The sequence below is a fragment of the Alteromonas sp. C1M14 genome, from assembly GCF_018860965.1.
GTDB lineage: Bacteria > Pseudomonadota > Gammaproteobacteria > Enterobacterales > Alteromonadaceae > Alteromonas.
Window position 1 is genome coordinate 333,416 of record NZ_JAHKQF010000008.1, and the last position, 21,811, is coordinate 355,226.

17 protein-coding genes are annotated in these 21,811 nt (G+C 47.0%); 4 read left to right on the forward strand and 13 right to left on the reverse strand.

Annotation, left to right across the window (positions count from 1 at the left end):
* Positions 1-3: 3 nt before the first annotated feature.
* Both srmB and KO501_RS06165 read right to left on the reverse strand, forming a co-directional pair.
* Positions 4-1,221 (reverse strand): ATP-dependent RNA helicase SrmB, encoded by a 1,218-nt coding sequence (srmB, locus tag KO501_RS06160; protein ID WP_216028766.1) that lies wholly within the window; start codon positions 1,219-1,221, stop codon positions 4-6.
* Positions 1,222-1,302: 81 nt separating this feature from the next.
* Positions 1,303-2,400, reverse strand: a complete 1,098-nt coding sequence (locus KO501_RS06165; RefSeq protein ID WP_216028767.1) for a CCA tRNA nucleotidyltransferase — start codon at positions 2,398-2,400, stop codon at positions 1,303-1,305.
* A 133-nt stretch (positions 2,401-2,533) separates the two neighbouring features.
* Here KO501_RS06165 and KO501_RS06170 point away from each other — a divergent pair, with 133 nt between their 5' ends.
* The gene (locus tag KO501_RS06170) at positions 2,534-3,445 is read left to right on the forward strand and encodes an AAA family ATPase (RefSeq protein ID WP_216028768.1); all 912 of its coding nucleotides are present in this window, start codon (positions 2,534-2,536) and stop codon (positions 3,443-3,445) included.
* On the forward strand, positions 3,438-4,487 hold the full coding sequence (locus KO501_RS06175; RefSeq protein WP_216028769.1) for a general secretion pathway protein GspB: 1,050 nt from the start codon (positions 3,438-3,440) through the stop codon (positions 4,485-4,487). The genes KO501_RS06170 and KO501_RS06175 overlap by 8 nt, the downstream gene beginning before the upstream one ends.
* A 33-nt stretch (positions 4,488-4,520) precedes the next feature.
* On the opposite strand, the gene KO501_RS06180 is transcribed toward KO501_RS06175, so the two are convergent.
* The 9 genes from KO501_RS06180 to mutS all read right to left on the reverse strand — a co-directional run bounded on the left by KO501_RS06180 (position 4,521) and on the right by mutS (position 17,243).
* Positions 4,521-5,705: an HD domain-containing phosphohydrolase gene (locus tag KO501_RS06180; RefSeq protein ID WP_216028770.1), complete on the reverse strand. Its 1,185-nt coding sequence runs from the start codon at positions 5,703-5,705 to the stop codon at positions 4,521-4,523.
* Between the two features lie 139 nt (positions 5,706-5,844).
* Positions 5,845-6,450 (reverse strand): 3-isopropylmalate dehydratase small subunit, encoded by a 606-nt coding sequence (gene leuD, locus KO501_RS06185; protein ID WP_216028771.1) that lies wholly within the window; start codon positions 6,448-6,450, stop codon positions 5,845-5,847.
* Positions 6,451-7,851, reverse strand: a complete 1,401-nt coding sequence (gene leuC, locus KO501_RS06190) for a 3-isopropylmalate dehydratase large subunit (protein WP_216028772.1) — start codon at positions 7,849-7,851, stop codon at positions 6,451-6,453.
* A 9-nt stretch (positions 7,852-7,860) separates the two neighbouring features.
* Positions 7,861-8,958, reverse strand: coding sequence for a 3-isopropylmalate dehydrogenase (gene leuB / locus KO501_RS06195; protein ID WP_216028773.1), 1,098 nt, complete (start codon positions 8,956-8,958; stop codon positions 7,861-7,863).
* Positions 8,959-10,518 (reverse strand): 2-isopropylmalate synthase, encoded by a 1,560-nt coding sequence (gene leuA, locus KO501_RS06200; protein ID WP_216028774.1) that lies wholly within the window; start codon positions 10,516-10,518, stop codon positions 8,959-8,961.
* A gap of 278 nt (positions 10,519-10,796) precedes the next feature.
* Positions 10,797-11,450 (reverse strand): hypothetical protein, encoded by a 654-nt coding sequence (locus KO501_RS06205; RefSeq protein WP_216028775.1) that lies wholly within the window; start codon positions 11,448-11,450, stop codon positions 10,797-10,799.
* A gap of 80 nt (positions 11,451-11,530) precedes the next feature.
* Positions 11,531-12,823 carry a phosphopyruvate hydratase gene (gene eno / locus KO501_RS06210; RefSeq protein WP_216028776.1) on the reverse strand — a complete coding sequence of 431 codons (1,293 nt, stop codon included), beginning with the start codon at positions 12,821-12,823 and terminating at the stop codon, positions 11,531-11,533.
* A gap of 60 nt (positions 12,824-12,883) precedes the next feature.
* On the reverse strand, positions 12,884-14,515 hold the full coding sequence (locus tag KO501_RS06215; RefSeq protein ID WP_216028777.1) for a CTP synthase: 1,632 nt from the start codon (positions 14,513-14,515) through the stop codon (positions 12,884-12,886).
* 136 nt (positions 14,516-14,651) lie between these two features.
* Complete coding sequence (gene mutS, locus KO501_RS06220) at positions 14,652-17,243, reverse strand: DNA mismatch repair protein MutS (protein ID WP_216029054.1); 2,592 nt, start codon at positions 17,241-17,243, stop codon at positions 14,652-14,654.
* Positions 17,244-17,412: 169 nt separating this feature from the next.
* On the opposite strand from mutS, the gene KO501_RS06225 reads away from it, so the two are divergent.
* The gene (locus KO501_RS06225; RefSeq protein WP_216029055.1) at positions 17,413-17,928 is read left to right on the forward strand and encodes a CinA family protein; all 516 of its coding nucleotides are present in this window, start codon (positions 17,413-17,415) and stop codon (positions 17,926-17,928) included.
* Positions 17,929-18,122: 194 nt separating this feature from the next.
* Complete coding sequence (gene recA / locus KO501_RS06230) at positions 18,123-19,160, forward strand: recombinase RecA (RefSeq protein WP_216028778.1); 1,038 nt, start codon at positions 18,123-18,125, stop codon at positions 19,158-19,160.
* A 16-nt stretch (positions 19,161-19,176) separates the two neighbouring features.
* On the opposite strand, the gene KO501_RS06235 is transcribed toward recA, so the two are convergent.
* On the reverse strand, positions 19,177-19,485 hold the full coding sequence (locus tag KO501_RS06235) for an EscU/YscU/HrcU family type III secretion system export apparatus switch protein (protein WP_216028779.1): 309 nt from the start codon (positions 19,483-19,485) through the stop codon (positions 19,177-19,179).
* Positions 19,482-21,686, reverse strand: coding sequence for a flagellar hook-length control protein FliK (locus KO501_RS06240; protein WP_216028780.1), 2,205 nt, complete (start codon positions 21,684-21,686; stop codon positions 19,482-19,484). The genes KO501_RS06235 and KO501_RS06240 overlap by 4 nt, the downstream gene beginning before the upstream one ends.
* Positions 21,687-21,811 lie beyond the last annotated feature (125 nt).

The following is a 21,811-nucleotide window of genomic DNA, read 5'->3' on the forward strand; positions in this document are numbered from 1 at the left end:
TCCTCAGCCGGTTTTCTTTCCATTTTTTTTCTTCTTTGCTTTTACAGTTTTACTTTTTTTCTTGGCCACAACTTTGGGTGGCTTGTGTTTAGGACGCAGGCCATCAATAAAACGGGCTTTGAAGGGTTCGCCAAGGTAACGTGATACCTTGCCTACCATTTCATAATCATGGGCCTCGATAAGGCTAATGGCTGTACCTTTGGCGCCAGCCCGTCCTGTGCGGCCAATCCTGTGTACGTAGATGTCGGCTTTTCTCGGCATGTCAAAGTTGATCACATGGCTTACATTAGGCACATCGATTCCTCGCGCTGCAACATCGGTGGCCAATAACACCGGCACCTCACCGGCTTTAAAGCGGGCCAGTGCAGCGTTGCGTTTATCTTGTGGCATTTCACCTTGTAACCAAGCCACATGGATTTGCGCCGACATCAGGCTATCTTTTAACGTTTGTAACCGTTCGCGGGTTTTAACAAATACCACCGCATTGGTAATATCATTACTGAGGATGTGTTTTAACAGTGCTTCTTTGTGAGCGTAATCGTCGGCCAAGTGATACCACTGATGGGTTTTGGCTTTTTCTTTGCGTGACGGGTTAGCTTCAAGTTCTACCGGTTCGTTTAGAATATCTCGGGCGAAGTATTTCACCCCAGGGCCTTCTAGCGTGGCAGAAAATAACATGTTTTGTTTACGCCAGCGTGCTTCTGCTGCAATTTGCCCCACAATACCACTAAAGCCCATATCGAGCATGCGATCGGCTTCATCCAATATCAAACATTCAATATTACGGCAATCGGCGGACTCTTTTTCTATGTGCTCAAAAAGGCGTCCCGGCGTGGCCACCAGAATATCCAGGTTCTCACTTAAAGTGTCTCTGTCTGTGCCGTAATTGATGCCCCCGGTGATCACGCCGCAGGCTAGCTCCGTAAAGCGAGTTATTGCACAGGCTTGAGCATAGACTTGTAAGGCAAGTTCTCGAGTTGGGGTAAGAATGAGTACACGGGTCGCGCCAGGTTCGGTGCGCGGAAAATCGAGCAAATATTGGCATGCAGGTAGCAAAAATGCCGCTGTTTTACCCGTGCCCGTGGGGGCCGAGGCCAGGATGTCTTTGCCATCCATAGCCGGTGGGATAACAAGAGACTGAATAGAAGTTGGCGCGTCATATCCCATTTCTGCCACGGCCCGACAAAGGGCATCGTCAAGTTCTAATTCTTCAAATGTCATTCTATCTCACAGCGCAATAATCAAAACACCATTATAGCACTTCAGTTCTCACGATTGATATTAAAGTTACTGCCAATAAGGCTATATTAAATGTTGACGAATCAGCGTTAATCGCCCGTGGTTCATAGCGCTTCCAATTTCTGGCCCTTGCAAACCTTCAGCGATAAATTTCTGTGCGTTGAGTTCTTTTGCAGCAAAAAGCGCCTGCTTTATTTTTTCGTTTTGTTTGCATTGCAACTCTGGTGTGCTTGAGGTGAGTTTGACCACGCTAAGCAAGTGTAAAAAACGCTCGTGTTTACGCCACACATCACATTGATTGAATACATCAAGGCACGCTTGGGGGCTAATGGGGTGGTGTAAAATATGACAAAAGCGGCTACTTAAAACACATAACTCAGTGATGTTATTCGCGCATTTTAAGCGAGCACATAATGCTTTGGCGTGGGTAACAGGGCATTGGGCACCAATAACGGCCCACAGTATTAAGGGGTCGTTGGTGTATTGTGCTGCCTGGCTTAATTGCTGGTTCACTTGGGGCAAAATAGTTGTTAACTCGCTAAACCAAGGCACTAAACTATGGCTTTGTTCAAGTGTTTGAAAATACACCTGTGGATGCTGCTCGGTTAGGCTGCGCATGGTTTCTTTGCACACTCGCTCTGCGGTGAGGTGAGCCAGTTCGTCATCGGCGGCCATGGTTTGCATAAGTGTGATGGTTTCTGGTGCCACGGTAAAACCAAGGTGAGCATAACGTGCTGCAAATCGCGCAACACGAAACACCCGTAACGGATCTTCGGCAAACGCAGGGGACACATGGCGCAATAACCGTTTATTTAGGTCACTGAGACCATGGTAAGGGTCGACAATGTGACCATCCGCACTTTGCGCCATCGCATTGATGGTAAGATCTCGGCGTTGTAAGTCTTGTTCTAGTGTTACCTCAGGGGTGGCATGACAAACAAAGCCGGTGTAGCCTTTACCGGATTTGCGTTCCGTTCGGGCAAGGGCATATTCTTCTTTGGTGGCTGGGTGCAGAAAAACAGGAAAGTCTTTGCCTACTTGGGTATAACCTTTTGCCAGCATTTGTTCTGGGGTTGCACCAACCACCACCCAATCTTTTTCTGTTACCTGTCGACCTAGCTGAGCGTCTCTTACCGCCCCTCCTACCAGATAAATTTTCATAACCATCACTACCCCTTTGTTTGGGTGAATTATGCCAGATACAGCTTTTTTTCGCATTCAATCGCTTTGATTTTGACTTCTGGTGTGGGGATGGGTAGTTTAGTCGGCGTCAATCGCTAACTATTTCAACTGCATGTATCTCAATTACTTCGGGCTTAATGATAATCCTTTTTCTATAGCGCCCAACCCAGATTACCTTTATATGAGCCCGCGTCATAAAGAAGCGTTGGCTCATCTTACTTTTGGCCTGCGTGAAAGCGGTGGCTTTGTTATGCTCACCGGCGAGGTAGGAACGGGGAAAACCACCGTATCTCGCAAACTATTACAGCAGTTACCTGACAATACGCAGGTCGCCATGATCCTTAACCCAACGCTCTCAGCCATGGAACTTCTGGCTACTGTATGCGACGAGTTGGGCATCGCTTACGATGGAAATAAGGCCAGCTTAAAGTACTTTACCGATTGTATATTGTCTAAATTAGCAGACAACCATCAGGCTGGCGTTACCACCGTGTTGATGATTGATGAAGCACAGCATTTAATGCCTGAGGTGTTAGAGCAGTTGCGTTTGCTAACCAATTTAGAAACCAATCGGGATAAATTACTTAAAGTGGTACTTATTGGCCAACCTGAGTTACAGCAATTACTTAAACGTAATGAACTACGACAACTTGCCCAACGCATTACTGCACGGTATCACTTGTTGCCGCTGACTGCGCCGGAAGTCTCAGCTTATGTGGCACATCGCCTGAGTGTCGCAAATGGTGATATTAGTATTTTTAGTCAGTCGGCCTTAAAAGCGATCTATCAAATCACAGGCGGCATTCCTCGGGTTATCAACCTGCTTTGTGATAGGGCATTAACCTTGTCGTTTACCAAACAACATGCGGTGGTAAAAAAGGTGATTTTTCTCGCTGCCGCAGAACAGATCCTCGGTGAAGATGTGGTTTATCAGCGTATTGCCCACAAAATGAAATGGTTTTTAGGGGGCGCCTTTATTGTTGCGCTTGCTATAGGGGTGAGCTTGGGGAGAGGATATGTCTGATATTTTAGATATCGACAGTGTTAAGCCGGGCATGGTGATCATACAAATCACCAAACAGAATGGCCCGGTAAAAATTCGAAAGTCCGGGTTGGTTACTAGTCAGGCCATGGTACAAGGCTTGTCTGAGATGGGGGTTCAACAAGTTGAAATTGACCCTGACCAAACCGTAGAAATAGCAAAAAACACCCAGTATAGAACCCAAACCCAAGCGTTAATTCGCGGTGACAGGGATACCTCAGCACGGGCCTTGGACCATAGCATTTCTGAACAATTTAATCGCAGTCTCTTTTTGCCCACGGTACAGGGGCTGCCCTCGTTATGGAAAAAATACCTGCGCCAAGGTGTCAGCTTTGCAGTGGTTATTTTGTTAGGTGGAGGGCTGGGCTTTCTTATTGGGGCTTATCCTGCTTGGTGGCCCACATTTAACGAAACGGAAATCGCAGCCACATCCACGCCATCGATGCCTGAAGCCCAATCCGCGCAGACTGAGGTAGAAGCAGACCCCGGGGTAGTTGAAGCGCCAGCAATGAGTGCGCCAACGCCAGAAGAGACGATCGCCAGTAGCGATGGGCAACCTGATGTGACACAACCTCAAACAGATAAAATAGCAACGGCAGCGCCAAACAGCCAAACCGAAGTGACGATCACGGATGAGGATGTAGAAGGTGAAATTTTAAATGCACCGCCTGAGGACAATGTGGAGGTGTCGCCTGAACTGATGGCCCGCTTTAATCAAGCCATTGCAGAGTTAGACAATAAAGCCACCGATGAAAAACCTGATACACAGGTAACGGTTAGAGACACTATGCCCCGCGTGGATCAACTGCCGGTACGCATGTTAACCCGATTGCCCAGTATGTCTTTTAGTGCCCACATGTATGCCAGTCGTGCCTCTGACCGATGGGTGAGGGTTAATGGCCAACAGTTAACCGAAGGCGACTGGATTGGCGATAAGGTGCAGATAGTGAAAATAGAAGCTCAGCGGGTGATTTTAAGTTTTGAAGGCAAATCCTTTTCTATGGCCGCGTTAACCGATTGGTGAGCCGCGGCAAGGATTGCCATTTTTTAAATGAAATTAACTTGCGGGCATTTGTGTTAAAAATACGTCGCGGAAGAAGCGGGGTAAATTGATACCAAATTCATTAGGTTGCACCCCCGATTCTATTTCATCATCCACGGCGGCAAGATCAATACGTTTTATTTCACTAAAATGGCCGCCGTTAATACTGTAAAAAGTCATGACCACCGGGCTAATAAGTTGTTCTGGGTGTTGTTTGCTAATAATCCCCAACCTACCGCTTTTTAATTTTACCAATGAACCGATAGGGTGCACGCCCACACATTGTATAAAGTGAGCAACCAATGCTTGGTCCAGGGTTTGGTCCCGAGTTAAGCGTTTTAACGCGGCTGTAGGGGTAATACTGGACTGATGACTACGGCTTGAAATCATTGCGTCGTAACTGTCAACAATGGCCGCCATTTTCGCCAACGGGCTAATGTCTGCCGATGAAAGTCCTCTTGGATAACCAGAGCCATCCTCCCGCTCGTGATGTTGGGCAATGATAGCAAGGGTTAAATCTTCGATTTGCTCACTGCTTTGTACCATCTCCACACCTACTTCAACATGAGTACGAATAACGTCCCAATCTGAAGTGCTAAGTGTACCGACTTTATGGATCAGTTCGGGGGGAAGGTGCGCCATGCCCACGTCCATGAGTAATGCGCCCATACAAGCATCATCAATGGTGTCTCGGTCGTAGCCTAAGTGATGGGTGAACATGGCCATTAAAATGGCACAATTAATGGAATGCTCAAGCAGGTACTGATCGGTATTTTTGATCATAGTAAGACAGGACATGGCATCCTGATTATCAAATACTGCATCTATGATACTTTCTGACAATGCCACAGCGTGGGACAAATCCGCGGGGGCATGATTATTAAGGGTAGCTAAAAAAGTACTTTGGATATCAACTGCTTCTGCATACAGGGTATTTGCTGCCTGTAGGGCATCCGCGCCACGTAACGGCGGCGACGAAGGTGCAAGCGTGGGTTGACTAGGCGTATTTTGTGCAGTAGGTAATTGGCTTTTCTCGTAATCGACTTCTACCCGCAAAATACCCATTTCTTTGAGTTTTTTTATGGCCTCTATGGATTTTACCAAGCCTTTGGAGCGCACACGCAGATTCCGTGATTGTTCGATAACTTGGTTGACAAACATGCCGGGAACGACCTCATCAATTGAGAGATTCTTTAGCATGGATACTCCTTTATCATCAGGCTACAACATATTGGTAAGTAAAGTGAACGAGAATATAACGCCTTGTATTGTGACATTAAGGTAATAAAAAAGGCGATGTAAATCATCGCCTTTTCAGTATCATTAAAAGTTTTGTCAATTACAACCAGGCTGGTTGTTGCTGCTCAAACTTTTCGATGGTATCGGCTAACTCAAGGGTTTGACCGATGGCATCCAGTCCTTTTATCAAGTTAGTTTTATGATGTTCGGCTATCTCAAATGTTACCGTTAATGGGCCAGCTTTAATGGTTTGTGCGGGCAAATCAATATGAAGGGTTAGGTTTGGATCTGCCTTCACCGCCTCAAATAACGCGTCCATGTCCGTGGACGGCAAGGCAATCGGTAACAACTGGTTGTTGATACAATTACCGTAAAAAATATCCGCAAAAGAGGTGGCAATAATGACATCAAAACCAAAGTCAGCCAGTGCCCAAGGGGCGTGTTCACGACTTGAACCGCAGCCGAAGTTTTCCCGTGACAGCAGTACAGAGGCACCCTGATATTCAGGTTTGTTTAGCGCAAACTCTGGGTTCAGTTCTTGCTCGTGTAAGTCAAGATAGCGCCAGTCATGAAACAAGTGCTTGCCGTAACCAACACGGGTAACACCGGTTAAAAATTGCTTGGGTATAATTTGGTCGGTATCGATGTTTGCCTGATCAAGGGGACATGCGCGACCCGAATGGATAGTAAAACCTTGGCTCATCATTTACTCCTGAAATTCTCTAACGTCAGCAAAACGGCCTTTAATTGCTGCTGCTGCCGCCATCGCCGGACTCACCAAATGGGTACGTGCGCCACGACCCTGACGTCCTTCAAAATTACGGTTGCTGGTAGAGGCACAACGATCGCCAGATTGGAGGATATCGTCGTTCATGCCTAAACACATAGAACAACCCGGTAGACGCCATTCAAAACCGGCATCGATGAAGATTTTATCTAACCCTTCTTCTTCAGCCTGTTGTTTTACTTGTCCTGAGCCAGGGACCACAATTGCGGTTACCTTGCCAGCCACTTTACCTTGTTTGGCAATAAAGGCGGCGGCGCGCAGATCTTCTATCCGACCGTTTGTACAGGAGCCAATAAACACGTGAGTTACTGGCACATCGGCAAGCTTCTCTCCCGCTGATAAGCCCATATAAGAGAGGGCTTTTGTGGCACTTTCTTTTTCCACAGCGTCGGCAAAGTCAGTGGGGGCGGGCACAGGAGTATCTACACCAATAACTTGGCCAGGATTCGTTCCCCATGTTACCTGCGGAGCAATATCAGCAGCTTCTAGCTCTACCACTGTATCAAATTGGGCGCCATCATCGCTGTAGAGGGTTTTCCAATAAGCCACGGCTTGGTCCCAGCTGTCGCCAGTGGGAGCATACTCACGGCCTTTAACGTATGCAAAGGTAGTATCATCGGGGGCGACCATACCGGCTTTCGCCCCAGCTTCTATACTCATGTTACAAATCGTCATCCTTTCTTCCATAGTCAAAGAGCGGATGGCTTCGCCGGCGTATTCAATAACGTGTCCGGTGGCACCGGCATGACCAATTCGGCCAATAATGGCAAGAATGATATCTTTTGCCGTAATGCCTACAGGCAGTGAGCCGTTGACGTTTATCAACATGCTTTTGGCTTTGCTTTGTTTTAGCGTTTGGGTCGCCAGTACGTGTTCAACCTGAGAGGTACCGATACCGAATGCTAACGCACCAAAAGCGCCGTGAGTGGCGGTGTGAGAGTCACCACAAACCACGGTCATGCCCGGCTGTATAAGGCCTAATTCTGGCCCCATAACGTGCACAATGCCCTGTTTTTGGTGACCTACAGGGTATAATTTCACCCCGTGGGCTTCACAGTTTTGCGCCAGGGTATTTAACTGTAGTGCATTAGCCGGGCCACAGGCATCAATGGCCAGGGAACGGGTGGATATACTGTGATCCATGGTACCGAAGGTACGATCCGGGCGTCGAACTTTGCGCCCTTTTTCATTAAGCCCGGCAAATGCCTGGGGCGAGGTCACTTCGTGGATTAAATGTCTGTCGATATACAATAAGCTATCGTCGCCAATTTGGTCGACGATATGGGCTTCCCAGACTTTGTCATATAAGGTCTTGGCCATGACGGTGAATTACTCCTGATTCATAATCTGTTTTACAATTTCGTCGCCGACCTGAGCGGTGGTGGATGCGTTAGCACGCTTATCTTCAGGTAACAACTCGCCCGTTAATACGCCAGCTCCTAAGGTGGCGATAACGGCTTTTTCTATGGCATCTGCAGCGTCTTGAAGATTTAGGCTAAAGCGCAGCATCATGGCTGCTGAAAGCACTTGTGCAATGGGATTCGCAATCCCTTTTCCTGCGATATCCGGGGCTGAACCGCCAGCCGGTTCATACAAACCAAATCCCTCTTCGTTCATACTGGCAGAGGCCAGCAGACCCATAGAACCGGTCATCATGGCACATTCATCGGACACAATATCGCCGAAAAGGTTAGAACATAATAACACGTCAAATTGTGCGGGATCTTTCATAACCTGCATGGTCGCGTTATCGATATAAATGTGCTCAAGCTCTACTTTAGGGTAATCTTTGGCCACTTCTTCGGTCACTTCACGCCACAAACGGCTGCACATCAGTACGTTGGCTTTATCTACCGAGGTGACTTTACCACGGCGCTTGCTTGCAGCTTCAAAAGCCGACACCGCGATACGACGAATTTCTCGTTTAGAATATCGCATGGTATCAAATGCGTATTCTTCTTCACCTTCGCCATCACGGCCTTTAGGCTGGCCAAAATAGATACCACTGGTGAGTTCTCTAACTACCAAGACGTCCACGCCACTAGCGGCAATGTCGGCGCGCAACGGTGACAGGTTTTCTAGCCCCGGATAGATTTTCGCCGGACGTAAATTACTGAATAAATCAAAATGGCTACGTAAGGTTAGTAGCGCTGCCCGCTCAGGTCGTTTTTCTAGCGGTAACGAATCCCATTTGGGACCGCCAATAGAGCCAAACAAAATGGCGTCTGCAGATTCACAGCCCTGTAGAGTTTTTGCAGGTAGTGCTTCACCTTCAGTATCGATAGCGTAGCCACCTACAGGGTAAGCGGTACGATTAAAAGTCACACTGAATTTCTGCTCAATGGCAGTCAGTACTTTGTTCGCTTCCTGCATAACTTCGGGGCCGATGCCGTCTCCGGCGAGTACGGCAATATTGAATTCGCTCATTTATACTCCTGCAACGCGTACTTGTTGATTCTTATGCTGATCGATTTGATCAGCAACGTAGGTATTGTTCAATACAAAAATAAGGGCTTTAACACCCGCTTCGACGATGTCTGTGGCTAAGCCAATGCCATGAAAACGACGGCCTTTGTAGGTAGCGATAACGCCTACCTGTGCCAAGGCATCTGCGCCTTCACCTTTCGAGTCGAGTTTGAAATCTACAACTTCTAAATCTTGGTGACCTAAAATAGAAATAATGGCGTTAAATGCCGCATCCACAGGGCCATTTCCAATAGCCGTTTGTGTTACTGTGTCCTCACCGACGTTTAGGCTAACCGTGGCGCTAGGAATAATTTCTCGACCTGAATTAGCTTGTAAATATGACAACGTATAGTGGGCTTCTTCGTGCTTTTGTTGATCGAAAAACAACAGGGCCTCTAAATCGTAGTCGTAGACTTGCCCTTTTTTATCTGCCAGTGCTAAAAAGGCGCTATAAACGGCTTCTAAATCATAGTCTTCTACTTTATAACCTAACTCAGTTAAACGATGCTTAATAACATGACGGCCAGAACGGGACGTTAAGTTGAGGTTGTTTTTATTAATGCCCACACTTTCTGGGGTCATAATTTCATAAGTGTTTTGCGCTTTTAACACGCCATCTTGGTGTATACCGGATGAATGGCTAAATGCATTTGCCCCAACAATGGCTTTATTAGACTGCACCGGCATATTACACAACTGACTAACCAGTTTAGAGGTACGAGAAATTTCCGTCGAATTGATGTTGGTTTGCATACCCAACATGGATTCACGGGTTTGCAAAATCATGGCTATTTCTTCTAGGGAACAATTACCTGCTCGTTCACCAATACCATTGATAGTACATTCAACCTGGCGTGCACCTTGTTCAACCGCAGCAAGAGAATTTGCCACGGCTAGGCCTAAATCGTTGTGACAGTGCACCGAGATGATGGCTTTATCGATATTCGGCACGCGGTTAAATAAGTTACTAATTATGCCGCCAAACTCTGTGGGCGTGGTGTAACCGACTGTATCAGGGATATTTACCGTGGTCGCCCCTGCATGGATTGCCGATTCTACCATTTTACATAGGTAATCAATATGTGTTCGGCCAGCATCTTCACAAGAAAATTCCACATCGTCAGTGTATTTTCGTGCGTGTTTGATAGCCGCCACGGCCATATCCACCACTTCATCTTGGGATTTGCGAAGTTTTGCGCCAACATGAATCTCTGAGGTGGCAATGAATGTGTGAATACGGAATTGCTCAGCAACTTGTAAGGCTTGCCCACAGGCATCGATGTCTTTTTCTAAGGCACGGGACAGGCCACATACCGTACTGTTTTTTATCTCTTTGGCAATCATTTGAACGGATTGAAAATCGCCAGGGGAGGAGACCGGGAAACCGGCCTCGATAATATCTACACCTAAACGTTCAAGTGCCAGAGCGATCTGTAGCTTTTCTTTGGCACTTAAACTGGCGGGTAGCGCCTGCTCGCCATCGCGCAATGTGGTATCAAAGATTTTTACTTGATTCGTCATGGCCGTTACTCATATTTGTGGTGAAAATATAAAAAAAAACCCGTGCGATGCACGGGTTTTTGGAAATTCCTTTAACTGGATGCAATCTACCCGTGCAGTCTGGCTGCCATGAGGAGTAGAAGAGAAATGAGCAAATTTTGCTTACACATAGTGGAATACTTGCCTGTCCAGTTGATACTCGACAATGTAACCATGTCGGGGGCTTAGGTCAACCTTTCTTTGCCATGATGACTATAAAAATTAGTTATATTCATCCTACAGGTGGAATAGTAAATGGATTATAGAGAGAAGTTTTTCCAGTTTATGGTGGTAGAAAGCAACAACTCTCTCAATGTTAACGTTCTTGGTGCTTGTTTACCCTTGTGGTTCCAGCGATGTCCGCAACACGCGGAGGCCATGATGGCCTTTGTAGGTTTAAGGATACGGGGGGGATCATCCTGTTGCTTGTCCAAACTCAGACCTTCAAAGGTAAACCACCCATATTTGTTGATATGTAAGGTTTCATTTTCGGTGATCACGCGGTCGATGGAATCCAGTTCAATGTGTTCTTCATCGTAATGCAGAATATGAACAGGGATAGGCAAGCCGTATGTCCCATGCTTTGATAGCCATTGATGGGTAGTTTCCGTCTTTGTTTTTGTGCCAGGACAGCGGGCAGGTTGCTTATATTGCCAGCTGCCATTGTGGCTGTCGACGTTAAGCGGGGTAGGGTGTCGGGAAAGGTAATGGGCGGCCCGCTGAATACGATGGGGCAAAGCGCCAAGGCGTCTTTTTAACTGAGCAGATTGATCAGGGCCAAATTGGGATAAATGGGTAAGCTCCCGTTCATACAGAGCGTTACAAATCTCAGTGTAAATAGGTTTTTCGTCAGCAGTGCCAGTGACGTTGAATAAATCTGTCTGACTTGACGGCGATACAGAACCTGACGACATGGAAACGATAATATATGAAAGATATCAGTAAAGTAGCATTAAAAAGAACGGGTAGCCAGTGCTACCCGTTGCAGATACTTTTACTGACCTTTAATTTCAGAGCGACCACGGTACACCGCTTTGTCGCCTAAGGCCTGTTCGATACGTAGTAGTTGGTTATACTTAGCTACGCGATCTGAACGGCATAAAGAGCCGGTTTTAATTTGGCCTGCGGCAGTGCCCACGGCTAAATCAGCAATGGTGGCATCTTCAGTTTCGCCAGAACGGTGTGAAATTACCGCGGTAAAACCAGCATCTTTTGCCATTTTAATGGCATTGAGGGTTTCGGTAAGCGAGCCAATTTGATTGAATTTAATCAAAATGGAGTTGCCGATGCCGTTTTCGATACCACGACTTAAGATTTTGGTGTTAGTCACAAACAAGTCATCGCCTACCAGTTGTACTTTTTCGCCAATTTTCTTGGTTAAGCTTGCCCAACCGTCCCAATCGCTTTCGTCTAAGCCATCTTCGATAGACACGATAGGATATTGCTCGGCTAACGCTGCTAAATAATCACCAAAGGTTTCAGAGTCGAAGGATTTGTCTTCACCTGAAAGTACATATTGGCCATCTTTATAGAATTCAGAAGCGGCACAATCTAAGGCCAGCGTAATATCTTCATTCATTTTATAGCCCGCTTTTTCAACGGCTTCTACGATAACCGCCAAGGCTTCAGCATTTGAGCTAAGGTTAGGCGCGAAACCACCTTCATCACCCACTGCAGTATTGAGGCCTTTAGCAGACAGTACTTTTTTCAGGTTATGGAAAATCTCAGCACCCATGCGTAAGGCTTCTTTAAAGCTTTTCGCGCCAACAGGTTGTACCATAAACTCTTGAATATCGACGTTATTGTCAGCATGCTCACCACCATTGATGATGTTCATCATAGGCACTGGCATAGAGTATTGACCCGAGGTGCCGTTTAAATCGGCAATGTGTTCATACAATGCTACGCCTTTTTCAATAGCGGCGGCTTTGGCCACAGCAAGAGACACCGCTAGGATTGCATTGGCTCCTAAGTTCTCTTTATTTTCTGTGCCATCGAGTTCAAGCATTTTGTTATCCACATCGGTTTGTACCAGTGGATCCATGCCTGCTATCGCCGGTGCGATAACATCATTAACAGCGGCAACGGCTTTTTCTACGCCTTTACCCATGTAACGTGACTTATCACCGTCACGCAGTTCAAGAGCTTCCCGGGAACCGGTTGATGCGCCGGACGGTGCTGCAGCACGTCCCATGGCTCCAGAGTCCAGATAGACATCCGCTTCTACCGTAGGGTTACCACGGGAATCTAGGATTTCGCGTCCGATAATGCGAGCAATTTTCGCCATTTCATTTCCTCAACGTTTGTTTGTGTAAAAGGCCCCGGGAAAGGGCTTTTACTATTAGAATCAATGGTTTTCTTTCTGATACTGTCCGGCTGCTTCTACAAAACCGGTAAACAGCGGATGGCCATCACGGGGGGTAGAGGTAAACTCCGGGTGGAATTGTCCAGCTACAAACCACGGATGTTCAGGAAGTTCGATAACTTCCACAAGCCGTTTGTCGGTGGATAAACCACTTACTTTAAGGCCCGCTGCTTCTATTTGATCGCGTAAGTTATTGTTCACTTCATAGCGGTGGCGATGGCGCTCATAGATCTCTTCGCTGCCATAAACATCGCACACCTTGCTACCAGGAATCAGATGGCACAGCTGACTACCTAAACGCATAGTACCGCCTAAGTCGGAGGTGGCATCACGGTGTTCTTTTGAGCCATCAGCATCTAACCATTCAGTGATCAGGCCTACCACAGGGTAGGGCGTTTCTGGGTTAAATTCGGTGCTATTTGCATCTTCCATATTAGCTACATTGCGGGCAAATTCTATTAAAGCAACCTGCATTCCCAGACAAATACCTAAATAAGGCACTTTATTTTCCCGTGCGAACCGTGCTGCGGCAATCTTGCCCTCAATGCCCCGTTCGCCAAATCCACCTGGTACTAAGATAGCATCTAATTGCTCAAGTACTTGGGTGCCTTTGCTTTCGATATCCTGAGAGTCAATATGATGGATGTTCACTGTCAGTCGATTTTTAAGACCGGCATGTTTCAGGGCTTCGTTAACCGATTTATAGGCATCAGGTAATTCAACGTATTTACCAATCATACCAATATTGACTTCTGCCGTAGGGTTTGACTCGGCGTACAGCACTTGTTCCCACTCGGTGAGGTCGGCTTCTTTGCAGTCTAGCTGAAAGCGATCTACAACCAGTTGGTCCATTCCTTGGGCTTTTAATGCCGCAGGAATGCGATAGATACTGTCTACATCTTTTAATGAAATAACGGCTTTATCGGCAACGTTGGTAAACAGGGCTATTTTAGAGCGTTCGGTGGCCGGCAGGGCACCTACACTACGACAGACCAAAATATCGGGTTGGATACCGATAGAACGTAATTCTTTAACCGAATGTTGCGTGGGTTTGGTTTTCACTTCCCCTGAAGCTGGCATGTAGGGCACTAACGTGAGGTGCATGTACATAGCCCGTTCACGTCCAACTTCAGTGCCTAATTGACGAATGGCTTCAAGGAAGGGTTGAGATTCGATATCTCCCACCGTACCGCCAACTTCAACAATGGCCACATCATGGCCTTCGGCACCATCGATAACACGCCGCTTAATTTCATTGGTTATATGGGGAATAACCTGGATGGTGGCGCCAAGGTAATCACCACGGCGTTCGCGACGCAGAACCTCTTCATAGACACGTCCGGTTGTGAAGTTATTTCGTTTTGTCATACGAGTACGAATAAAGCGCTCGTAGTGACCTAAATCGAGGTCAGTTTCTGCGCCGTCATCGGTGACAAACACTTCCCCGTGCTGTATTGGGCTCATAGTGCCGGGATCTACATTAATGTAGGGATCCAGCTTTAACATCGTTACGGTGAGACCACGCGCTTCAAGAATAGCTGCTAGCGAAGCGGCAGCAATACCTTTACCGAGCGATGATACGACACCACCGGTGACGAAAATATAATTTGTCATGCGAAACCTAAGGCGTTGGATTGTATGGCTAATGCGTTGAGTGCGACAGAACAAAACTCAACACTTGGACGGCGCAATAGTATAGCGAAAGACGCGCAGGCAAACAATCGGTTTGCCTGCTGGTTTTGGAAGTATTTTACGCCTGACTTAAACGCTTTAAAGTATATATTAAATCTAGCGCTTGGCGAGGGGTCAATTCATCGGGTGAAAGTGCGTTTAATGCGTCTCGTAGCGGATCGGGCATATCGGCAAAATGCATTTCTGATTGCCCTTGCTCGGTGGTGAGTGGTTCGAGTTCCGGTGCCACCTTTTCACTGTGCGCTGAGGAAGTTACCGAGGGCTGTTTGATAGGTTCTTTTGGGCCGGGGTTTTCAAGTTGTTGCAGTTTCATCCGCGCCGCCTGAATAACGGGACGTGGCACGCCCGCTAATTGGGCCACTTGCAAGCCATAACTTTTACTTGCTGCGCCCTCGGCGAGGGTATGCATAAAACGGATGGTGTCGTCGTGTTCAACGGCATCGAGGTGCACATTAACGACCCCTTTTTCTTTTTCTGCCAATTGGGTCAGTTCAAAGTAGTGGGTGGCAAACAAGGTATAGGCATGTATTTCTTGTGCGAGGTAGCACGCGCAGGCCCACGCCAAAGATAACCCATCGTAGGTACTTGTGCCCCGTCCTATCTCGTCCATCAACACCAGCGAGTGTTGGGTGGCATTGTGCAGAATATTCGCCGTTTCTGTCATCTCTACCATAAAGGTTGAACGCCCTGAGGCTAAATCATCGGAAGCACCAATACGGGTGAATATGCGATCGACTCTACCAATATTGGCGGTTTCTGCTGGCACATAACTTCCTAAATAGGCCATCAACACGATAAGCGCCGTTTGACGCATATAGGTAGACTTCCCGCCCATATTGGGGCCGGTAATAATGAGCATTTTTGTGCTGTCGTTTAGGGTTATGGGGTTGGCAATAAAGGGGTCGTCCATGACGTGCTCGACCACCAAATGCCGGCCCGATTGATAGTTAATTTCACGTTGGTCGGTGAGAGTAGGGCAATGCAAATCCAAGGTCACCGCGCGTTCAGCAAAACACTGTAAAACATCCAGTTTAGCCAGTGCTTCTGCGGTATCAATTAGACACGACAGATGGGGTTCAAAGGCATCGAATAAGGATTCATACAGTTGCTTTTCAAGGGCCAGGGCACGACTTTGACTGGTAAGCACCTTATCTTCATGCTCTTTGAGTTCAGGAGTGATGTAACGTTCGGTGTTTTTGAGTGTCTGCCGGCGAATGTAGTCTGCAGGGGCACTGGCGCTATTGGCTCGGCTTAGTTCAATAAAGAAGCCATGTACCTTGTTGTAACCTACCTTAAGGGTCGCTACGCCGGTGCGCTCACGCTCTCGTAATTCAAGGGCGTCGAGGTAATCGGTGGCACCTTTTGAGAGGGCGCGCAGTTCGTCAAGTTCCTCATTATAGCCTTCGGCAATGACGCCGCCATCACGAATAACCACCGGAGGGTTATCCACAATGGCATCATTCAGTAACTGTTGTAATTCAGGGTAGCTGCCTATGGTTTTACTTAAAGACGTGAGTAAGGGCGTGTTAAAACTGGTCAACAGATTAAGCAAATCCGGTAATTCATTAAACGCGTTCCGTAAGCGAGAAAAATCCCTAGGCCGAGCCGAGCGTAGCGCAAGTCGGGCCATGATGCGCTCGATATCTCCGATGCGTTTTAGCGTGTCGGTAACGGACTCATACCCGGTTTCTAAAAGTGCACCAATGGCTTTTTGTCGTAAATTTAATTCGTAATGATCCGTGATTGGTGCATGCAAATAACGCTGAAGTAACCGGCTACCCATGGGTGTGGCGGTGGTATCAAGTACGCTAAATAAGGTGTTTTCGTATCCGCCGGCCAAATTTTGCGTGAGTTCGAGGTTTCGCCGAGTGGCAGCATCAAGCTGGATACGGGTTTCTTGCTGCTCTTTGTGAATGCTGCGAATATGGGGCAATGCTGTTCGCTGGGTGTCTTTGACATACTGTAGTACGCAGCCTGCTGAGCCCAATGCTTTATCTAAGCCTTCTACTCCAAACCCATCGAGACTTTGGGTTGAAAATTGTTGATTGAGTTGTTCTTCGGCACTTTGAATGTCAAATTCCCACTCTGGCCGTCGACGCAAACCCTTTCGTTTTTCGATAAGATGAAGGCCGTCGAACCCTTCTGGATAAAGCAATTCAGCGGGGTTTACCCGTTGTAGCTCAGCTAATAATTGCTCATCGCTATGGCATTCCATGACTAAAAAACGGCCGCTGCTAATATCCAGTGTGGCGATGCCATATTGCATACTATGACCACAAACTGCAGCAAGGAGGTTATCTCGGCGTTCTTCAAGTAAGGCTTCGTCGGTGACTGTGCCGGGTGTGACTATTCGCTGTACCTGTCGATCAACCGGGCCTTTACTGGTGGCCGGGTCGCCGACTTGTTCGCAAATTGCCACCGATTCGCCCATTTTTACCAGCCGCGCTAAATAACTTTCTACAGCATGGTAAGGGACGCCAGCCATGGGAATAGGTTCGCCTCCGGACTTGCCCCGGGCGGTGAGCGAAATATCGAGTAGATGTGCAGCTTTTTTGGCGTCATCGAAAAAGAGCTCGTAAAAATCTCCCATACGATAAAACAATAAAATAGAAGGGTGTTGAGCTTTGATGGCCAGATATTGGCGCATCATGGGCGTATGTGATTCCAAAAAAACCTCTAGTAAAGTAATGAGTCAGTGTCGTTATGCCGTACATAATAAAGCCCATGAGGCCGTTTAAAAAAAGAAAGCGCAAAGCTTTCAAAGGGGGCACGGTTAAATGTTACACTGCAACGACAGCACAATGGTATGTATTATTGATATGAGTGACGAATTTTCAACTGTTTCTGCGTTTAGTGACTTACTTAGCACTGTGACACAACTTGGAGAGGTTTTGCGCCAGCAAGGCTGGACGGTGTCTTGTGCCGAGTCATGTACTGGTGGCGGCATTGCCTATGTACTTACCAGTGTCGCAGGCAGTTCTGATTGGTTTAATCAGTCATGGGTAACCTATTCTAACCAAGCGAAACAGCAACGCCTTGGTGTCACCCCAAGTACACTTAACCATCATGGCGCGGTATCACAGCAAACCGTTGAACAAATGGTTAATGGCGTCGTAGAAAACAGTGGCGCTGAGGTTGGGGTATCGGTAAGTGGTATTGCTGGGCCGGGAGGCGGCACTAAAGAGAAACCGGTAGGCACCGTATGGTTTGGTTTTTCCATTGGCGGCCAATTGTATTCAAGGTGTTGTCAGTTTGATGGCGATCGCTTGTCTGTGCGTGAACAGGCCATACATTTTGCAATCGACTTTCTGTACCAACGACTGGTTGCTGAATAAAACGGGGTAATACAAACTAAATATAAATTTGCACTTGACTGTACATGTATACAGTATAAAATGCATTCAACTATTGAATTTCGCTATGCGGGTCTCCTGCTGTTTCTACCGGTTTAAATAGAGTATCTATTTTTTCGCGAATTAACAGGTAAACGGGGTGGCGGCAAAGCCTCCATTATCTTGAGGATAATATCGTGGACAACAATAAATCAAAAGCACTTTCTGCCGCATTGGGCCAAATTGAAAAGCAATTTGGTAAAGGTGCCATCATGCGTCTGGGCGACAATCAGGCCATGGATATCGAAGCCATTTCAACGGGTTCACTGAGTATTGACGTGGCTTTGGGCATAGGGGGGTTACCTTGTGGCCGAGTGGTGGAGATTTACGGTCCTGAATCATCGGGTAAAACAACCTTAACCTTACAGGTTATTGCTGAAGCGCAAAAGCAAGGTAAAACGTGTGCGTTTGTGGATGCAGAGCACGCCCTTGATCCTATTTATGCGGGCAAACTAGGCGTTAATATTGATGATCTATTGGTGTCTCAACCGGATACCGGTGAACAAGCCTTAGAAATTTGCGACATGCTAGTACGTTCTGGTGCGGTGGACGTGGTGATTGTCGACTCGGTTGCAGCACTGACACCAAAAGCGGAAATTGAAGGCGATATGGGGGATTCTCATGTGGGCTTACAAGCACGTTTGATGTCACAAGCCTTGCGTAAACTCACCGCCAATATTAAGAAAACCAATACACTCTGTATCTTTATCAACCAGATCCGAATGAAGATTGGGGTGATGTTTGGTAACCCAGAAACCACTACTGGGGGGAATGCACTGAAGTTTTATTCCTCTGTTCGTTTGGATATTCGTCGTATCGGCGCAGTTAAAGAAGGCGATGAAGTAGTTGGTAACGAAACCCGAGTTAAAGTGGTGAAAAATAAAGTGGCTCCGCCATTTAAACAAGCGGAATTTATGATTCGTTACGGTGAAGGGATCAGCAAAGAAGCTGAGCTTATCGACCTGGGCGTTAAGCAAAAACTGGTGGATAAAGCCGGTGCGTGGTACAGCTACAACGGTAATCGAATTGGACAAGGTAAAGCCAATGTTATTGGATTTTTGAAAGAAAACCCTGACATTGCGAACGATATTGAATCGAAATTACGTGCAGAATTACTATTAGCGAAAGTTGAACCAACTGAAAAGCCTGAAGGCGAATCAGAAGAAGCGTTATAAGATAAAGTGGGCCACTTTACGCTTTTTGCGGAAGGTGGCCACTGTTTTCCCATCCCTCTGGAATTTTCCCCTGTAGCATATACGAATAAGCAATTAATTCGGCAATCACATAGTACAGAGATTCTGGAATTTCTTGGCCTAAATCCAGTGTTGCCAATATTTCAGATAAATGGGGATCTTCGTGTATAAGGATCCCAGCCTCTTGTGCCGCATGAATAATGGCATCGGCAAGTTCACCATACCCTTTTGATACGACTTTAGGCGCCGCTTTTTTATCGCCACCCCCATAGCGTAAACCGATGGCTCTTCGCGTTTTATTACTCATACCAATGCCTCAAATAACTGATACGGTGCTTCTTTTAATGAACCGTGTAAACGTCCTTTTTGACAACTGTGTTGCTCGATGTTTAGTCCTAATTGTGAGAAACGTTTAAGCAAAAAGGGCAGAGTATCAAAAAGTTGTGCGAGTAAGGCATCGGTAGAAGCATAAAACTGAAGATGAATATCATTACCGGTTATCCGGGTTTTGGCTAATAACTCTCCTAATTCACCCACATCGAGTTTCATGGTTAGATGCCAGATTTTTTGTTTTTTGGTTACTTCGTTGAGTTTCTCTTCTGGCTTTTCTTCAGTGCGAAACAAAATTTCTGGGGCAGGTTGACCGTCGCGACTTACTGGAAGCACGTAGTACATGGATTCTTGACCTGCGGCCCTGCTTTCTGCGTTTTGTACTTTTTGTTGTTGATGATTTGCAAGTAGGGTTTTCACTTGAGCGAGCATATTGCTGCGACTGTCTATGTGGGCAAATTCGTTTACCACACGAGACGGTCGAGAAGCCGGTTGCGCCGTTTTAACGGCTTTTGCGATAAATGACTCTGCCTGATCCATGACTTTCGCTAAGTCTGGTTGATTGCGCAGTGCTTTGCCCGCTAAATTGACTTGTAGCATGGCGACCAGAGCATTAATAAAACTAGATTGGCTAGGTGCAATGAGAAGGGTTGAGGGTTGAGTGACTAACGCTTGGGTCGACATTAACTGTTGAATTTGCGAGGTCACCGACGACGCCCCCTCCTCTGTGGAGGGTATAGCACCATTGAGGTTGCTTATTCCTTTTTCCCCTTGGCCTTTGTTACTTATATCAACCGCAGGGGATAAAAGCCCTAATTGCTCTCGCCACTGTTGCGCTAAGGCTTTCGTGGGCGTAGAGCCGGTTTGACTGGCTTCATTTAACGTAGCGACAAGTTTAGCAAGGGCGGTGTGGGTAGAACCCGTTTCAGCCAGTAATTGACGGGAAAGTTGAGTCACTTTTTCGTGAAATAATGGCAGGTTACCAATACTTTTACTAACCACTGATGGGTCAGCTTGGCGACTTCCTTCACCAATGGACTTGGCTTTTACCTCGACGTCATCGGGTGTTTCTAAGCCTGGTGCATTAGCGGTTCCTGGTGCATTAGCGGTTCCTTTTGCTGTCTGTTGCCCCGCTGGTGTTACCCCCTTTGACGTCACACTGTCCTTAATATTACGGGCATCGGCAGATAACTCGGCCCCTATCAGCGTGCTAGGCGGCACCTTCACTGTTTTAAGCAGGTTGGTGAGGGCTTCAGGCATCGTCGGTAATTGGCCTAGTATGCTCTGTGGAACGGGGAGGGCAAGTTTGGCTTGTGTTTCAACCCCGCTGACATTCAATTGGGAAAGCCGTAAAGTGATATGTAAATGCGTCAGCGCAGCAGCCCCCGTGTGTGGCATTTTTAATGCGCTGTTTATCGGGTTCGTTGACGGGGTTTGCACCGTCACGCCGTCGGCACTTAGGGACTTGGCTAAGCCTAATTGCACCAACGGTGAAGACGCCGATGCAGGTTGAGAGTGGCTGAGCTTTCCTTTTGCGATGGAAAACGTGATTTGCCAGCCCTTTGTTTGGGACGAATCTTTGGCTTCGACAGACATGGGCGAAATGGCGAGTTGTACTTTGTCTGTTATTTTAAGGGCTGAGGACAGCACGTCATCAAGCACTACAGGAACGTTAGGAGATCCGGGTAGCTGCATTTTTAAGGCGACTTGATTCCCTTGTAGGGCCTCTACCTGAGCACTTAATCGAATGGGGTTCGTCGGGCTTAACACCGTCGCTGCTTGGGTGGCTATTTGCTCAGCTAACGTTCTAATTATGCGTTGGGTATCGGCCTGGGTGATCACCGCTTGTTGTTTTAACGGCAGATGATCAAATAAGGTAGCCGTGCCCTGTGTATCTTTTGCCATGCTAGTTTGCGCCAGCCCTTGTAATACACTCGTATTTTGCACAGTAGGCTTTATTAACAGGGTGTCACTACCTAATTGACGAGGTAGTGTAATTTGTAATACCTGTTCAGGCAGACGCTGAACCACCGTTTTAGCCAAAGCAGAAAGGGTTTCAGACTGGGAAATTGCGGTGCTAGATTGTGCTTTATCAGCCTCATTGCTAGCGCTAATTAGCTTGGTTAATTCAAGGTTCATATCTGGCATATCGGCGGCTACTGTGATTAAGTTAAGCAAAATCTTGCATTTTTATCTTGTCAATTGTGCTTCAGGGTAATCTACGTCATAAAAAAGTTTAATACGCTAATGGGTGTGATGCGATTAAATTTGCCTATGCTAGAATGCAAAATTGAAAAAAATGT

Coding starts and splice junctions, on each gene's coding strand:
- srmB (WP_216028766.1), bottom strand. CDS start 1,221: ATGACATTTGAAGAATTAGAACTTGACGATGCCCTTTGTCGGGCCGTG.
- KO501_RS06165 (WP_216028767.1), bottom strand. CDS start 2,400: ATGAAAATTTATCTGGTAGGAGGGGCGGTAAGAGACGCTCAGCTAGGT.
- KO501_RS06170 (WP_216028768.1), top strand. CDS start 2,534: ATGTATCTCAATTACTTCGGGCTTAATGATAATCCTTTTTCTATAGCG.
- KO501_RS06175 (WP_216028769.1), top strand. CDS start 3,438: ATGTCTGATATTTTAGATATCGACAGTGTTAAGCCGGGCATGGTGATC.
- KO501_RS06180 (WP_216028770.1), bottom strand. CDS start 5,705: ATGCTAAAGAATCTCTCAATTGATGAGGTCGTTCCCGGCATGTTTGTC.
- leuD (WP_216028771.1), bottom strand. CDS start 6,450: ATGATGAGCCAAGGTTTTACTATCCATTCGGGTCGCGCATGTCCCCTT.
- leuC (WP_216028772.1), bottom strand. CDS start 7,851: ATGGCCAAGACCTTATATGACAAAGTCTGGGAAGCCCATATCGTCGAC.
- leuB (WP_216028773.1), bottom strand. CDS start 8,958: ATGAGCGAATTCAATATTGCCGTACTCGCCGGAGACGGCATCGGCCCC.
- leuA (WP_216028774.1), bottom strand. CDS start 10,518: ATGACGAATCAAGTAAAAATCTTTGATACCACATTGCGCGATGGCGAG.
- KO501_RS06205 (WP_216028775.1), bottom strand. CDS start 11,450: ATGTCGTCAGGTTCTGTATCGCCGTCAAGTCAGACAGATTTATTCAAC.
- eno (WP_216028776.1), bottom strand. CDS start 12,823: ATGGCGAAAATTGCTCGCATTATCGGACGCGAAATCCTAGATTCCCGT.
- KO501_RS06215 (WP_216028777.1), bottom strand. CDS start 14,515: ATGACAAATTATATTTTCGTCACCGGTGGTGTCGTATCATCGCTCGGT.
- mutS (WP_216029054.1), bottom strand. CDS start 17,243: ATGATGCGCCAATATCTGGCCATCAAAGCTCAACACCCTTCTATTTTA.
- KO501_RS06225 (WP_216029055.1), top strand. CDS start 17,413: ATGAGTGACGAATTTTCAACTGTTTCTGCGTTTAGTGACTTACTTAGC.
- KO501_RS06235 (WP_216028779.1), bottom strand. CDS start 19,485: ATGAGTAATAAAACGCGAAGAGCCATCGGTTTACGCTATGGGGGTGGC.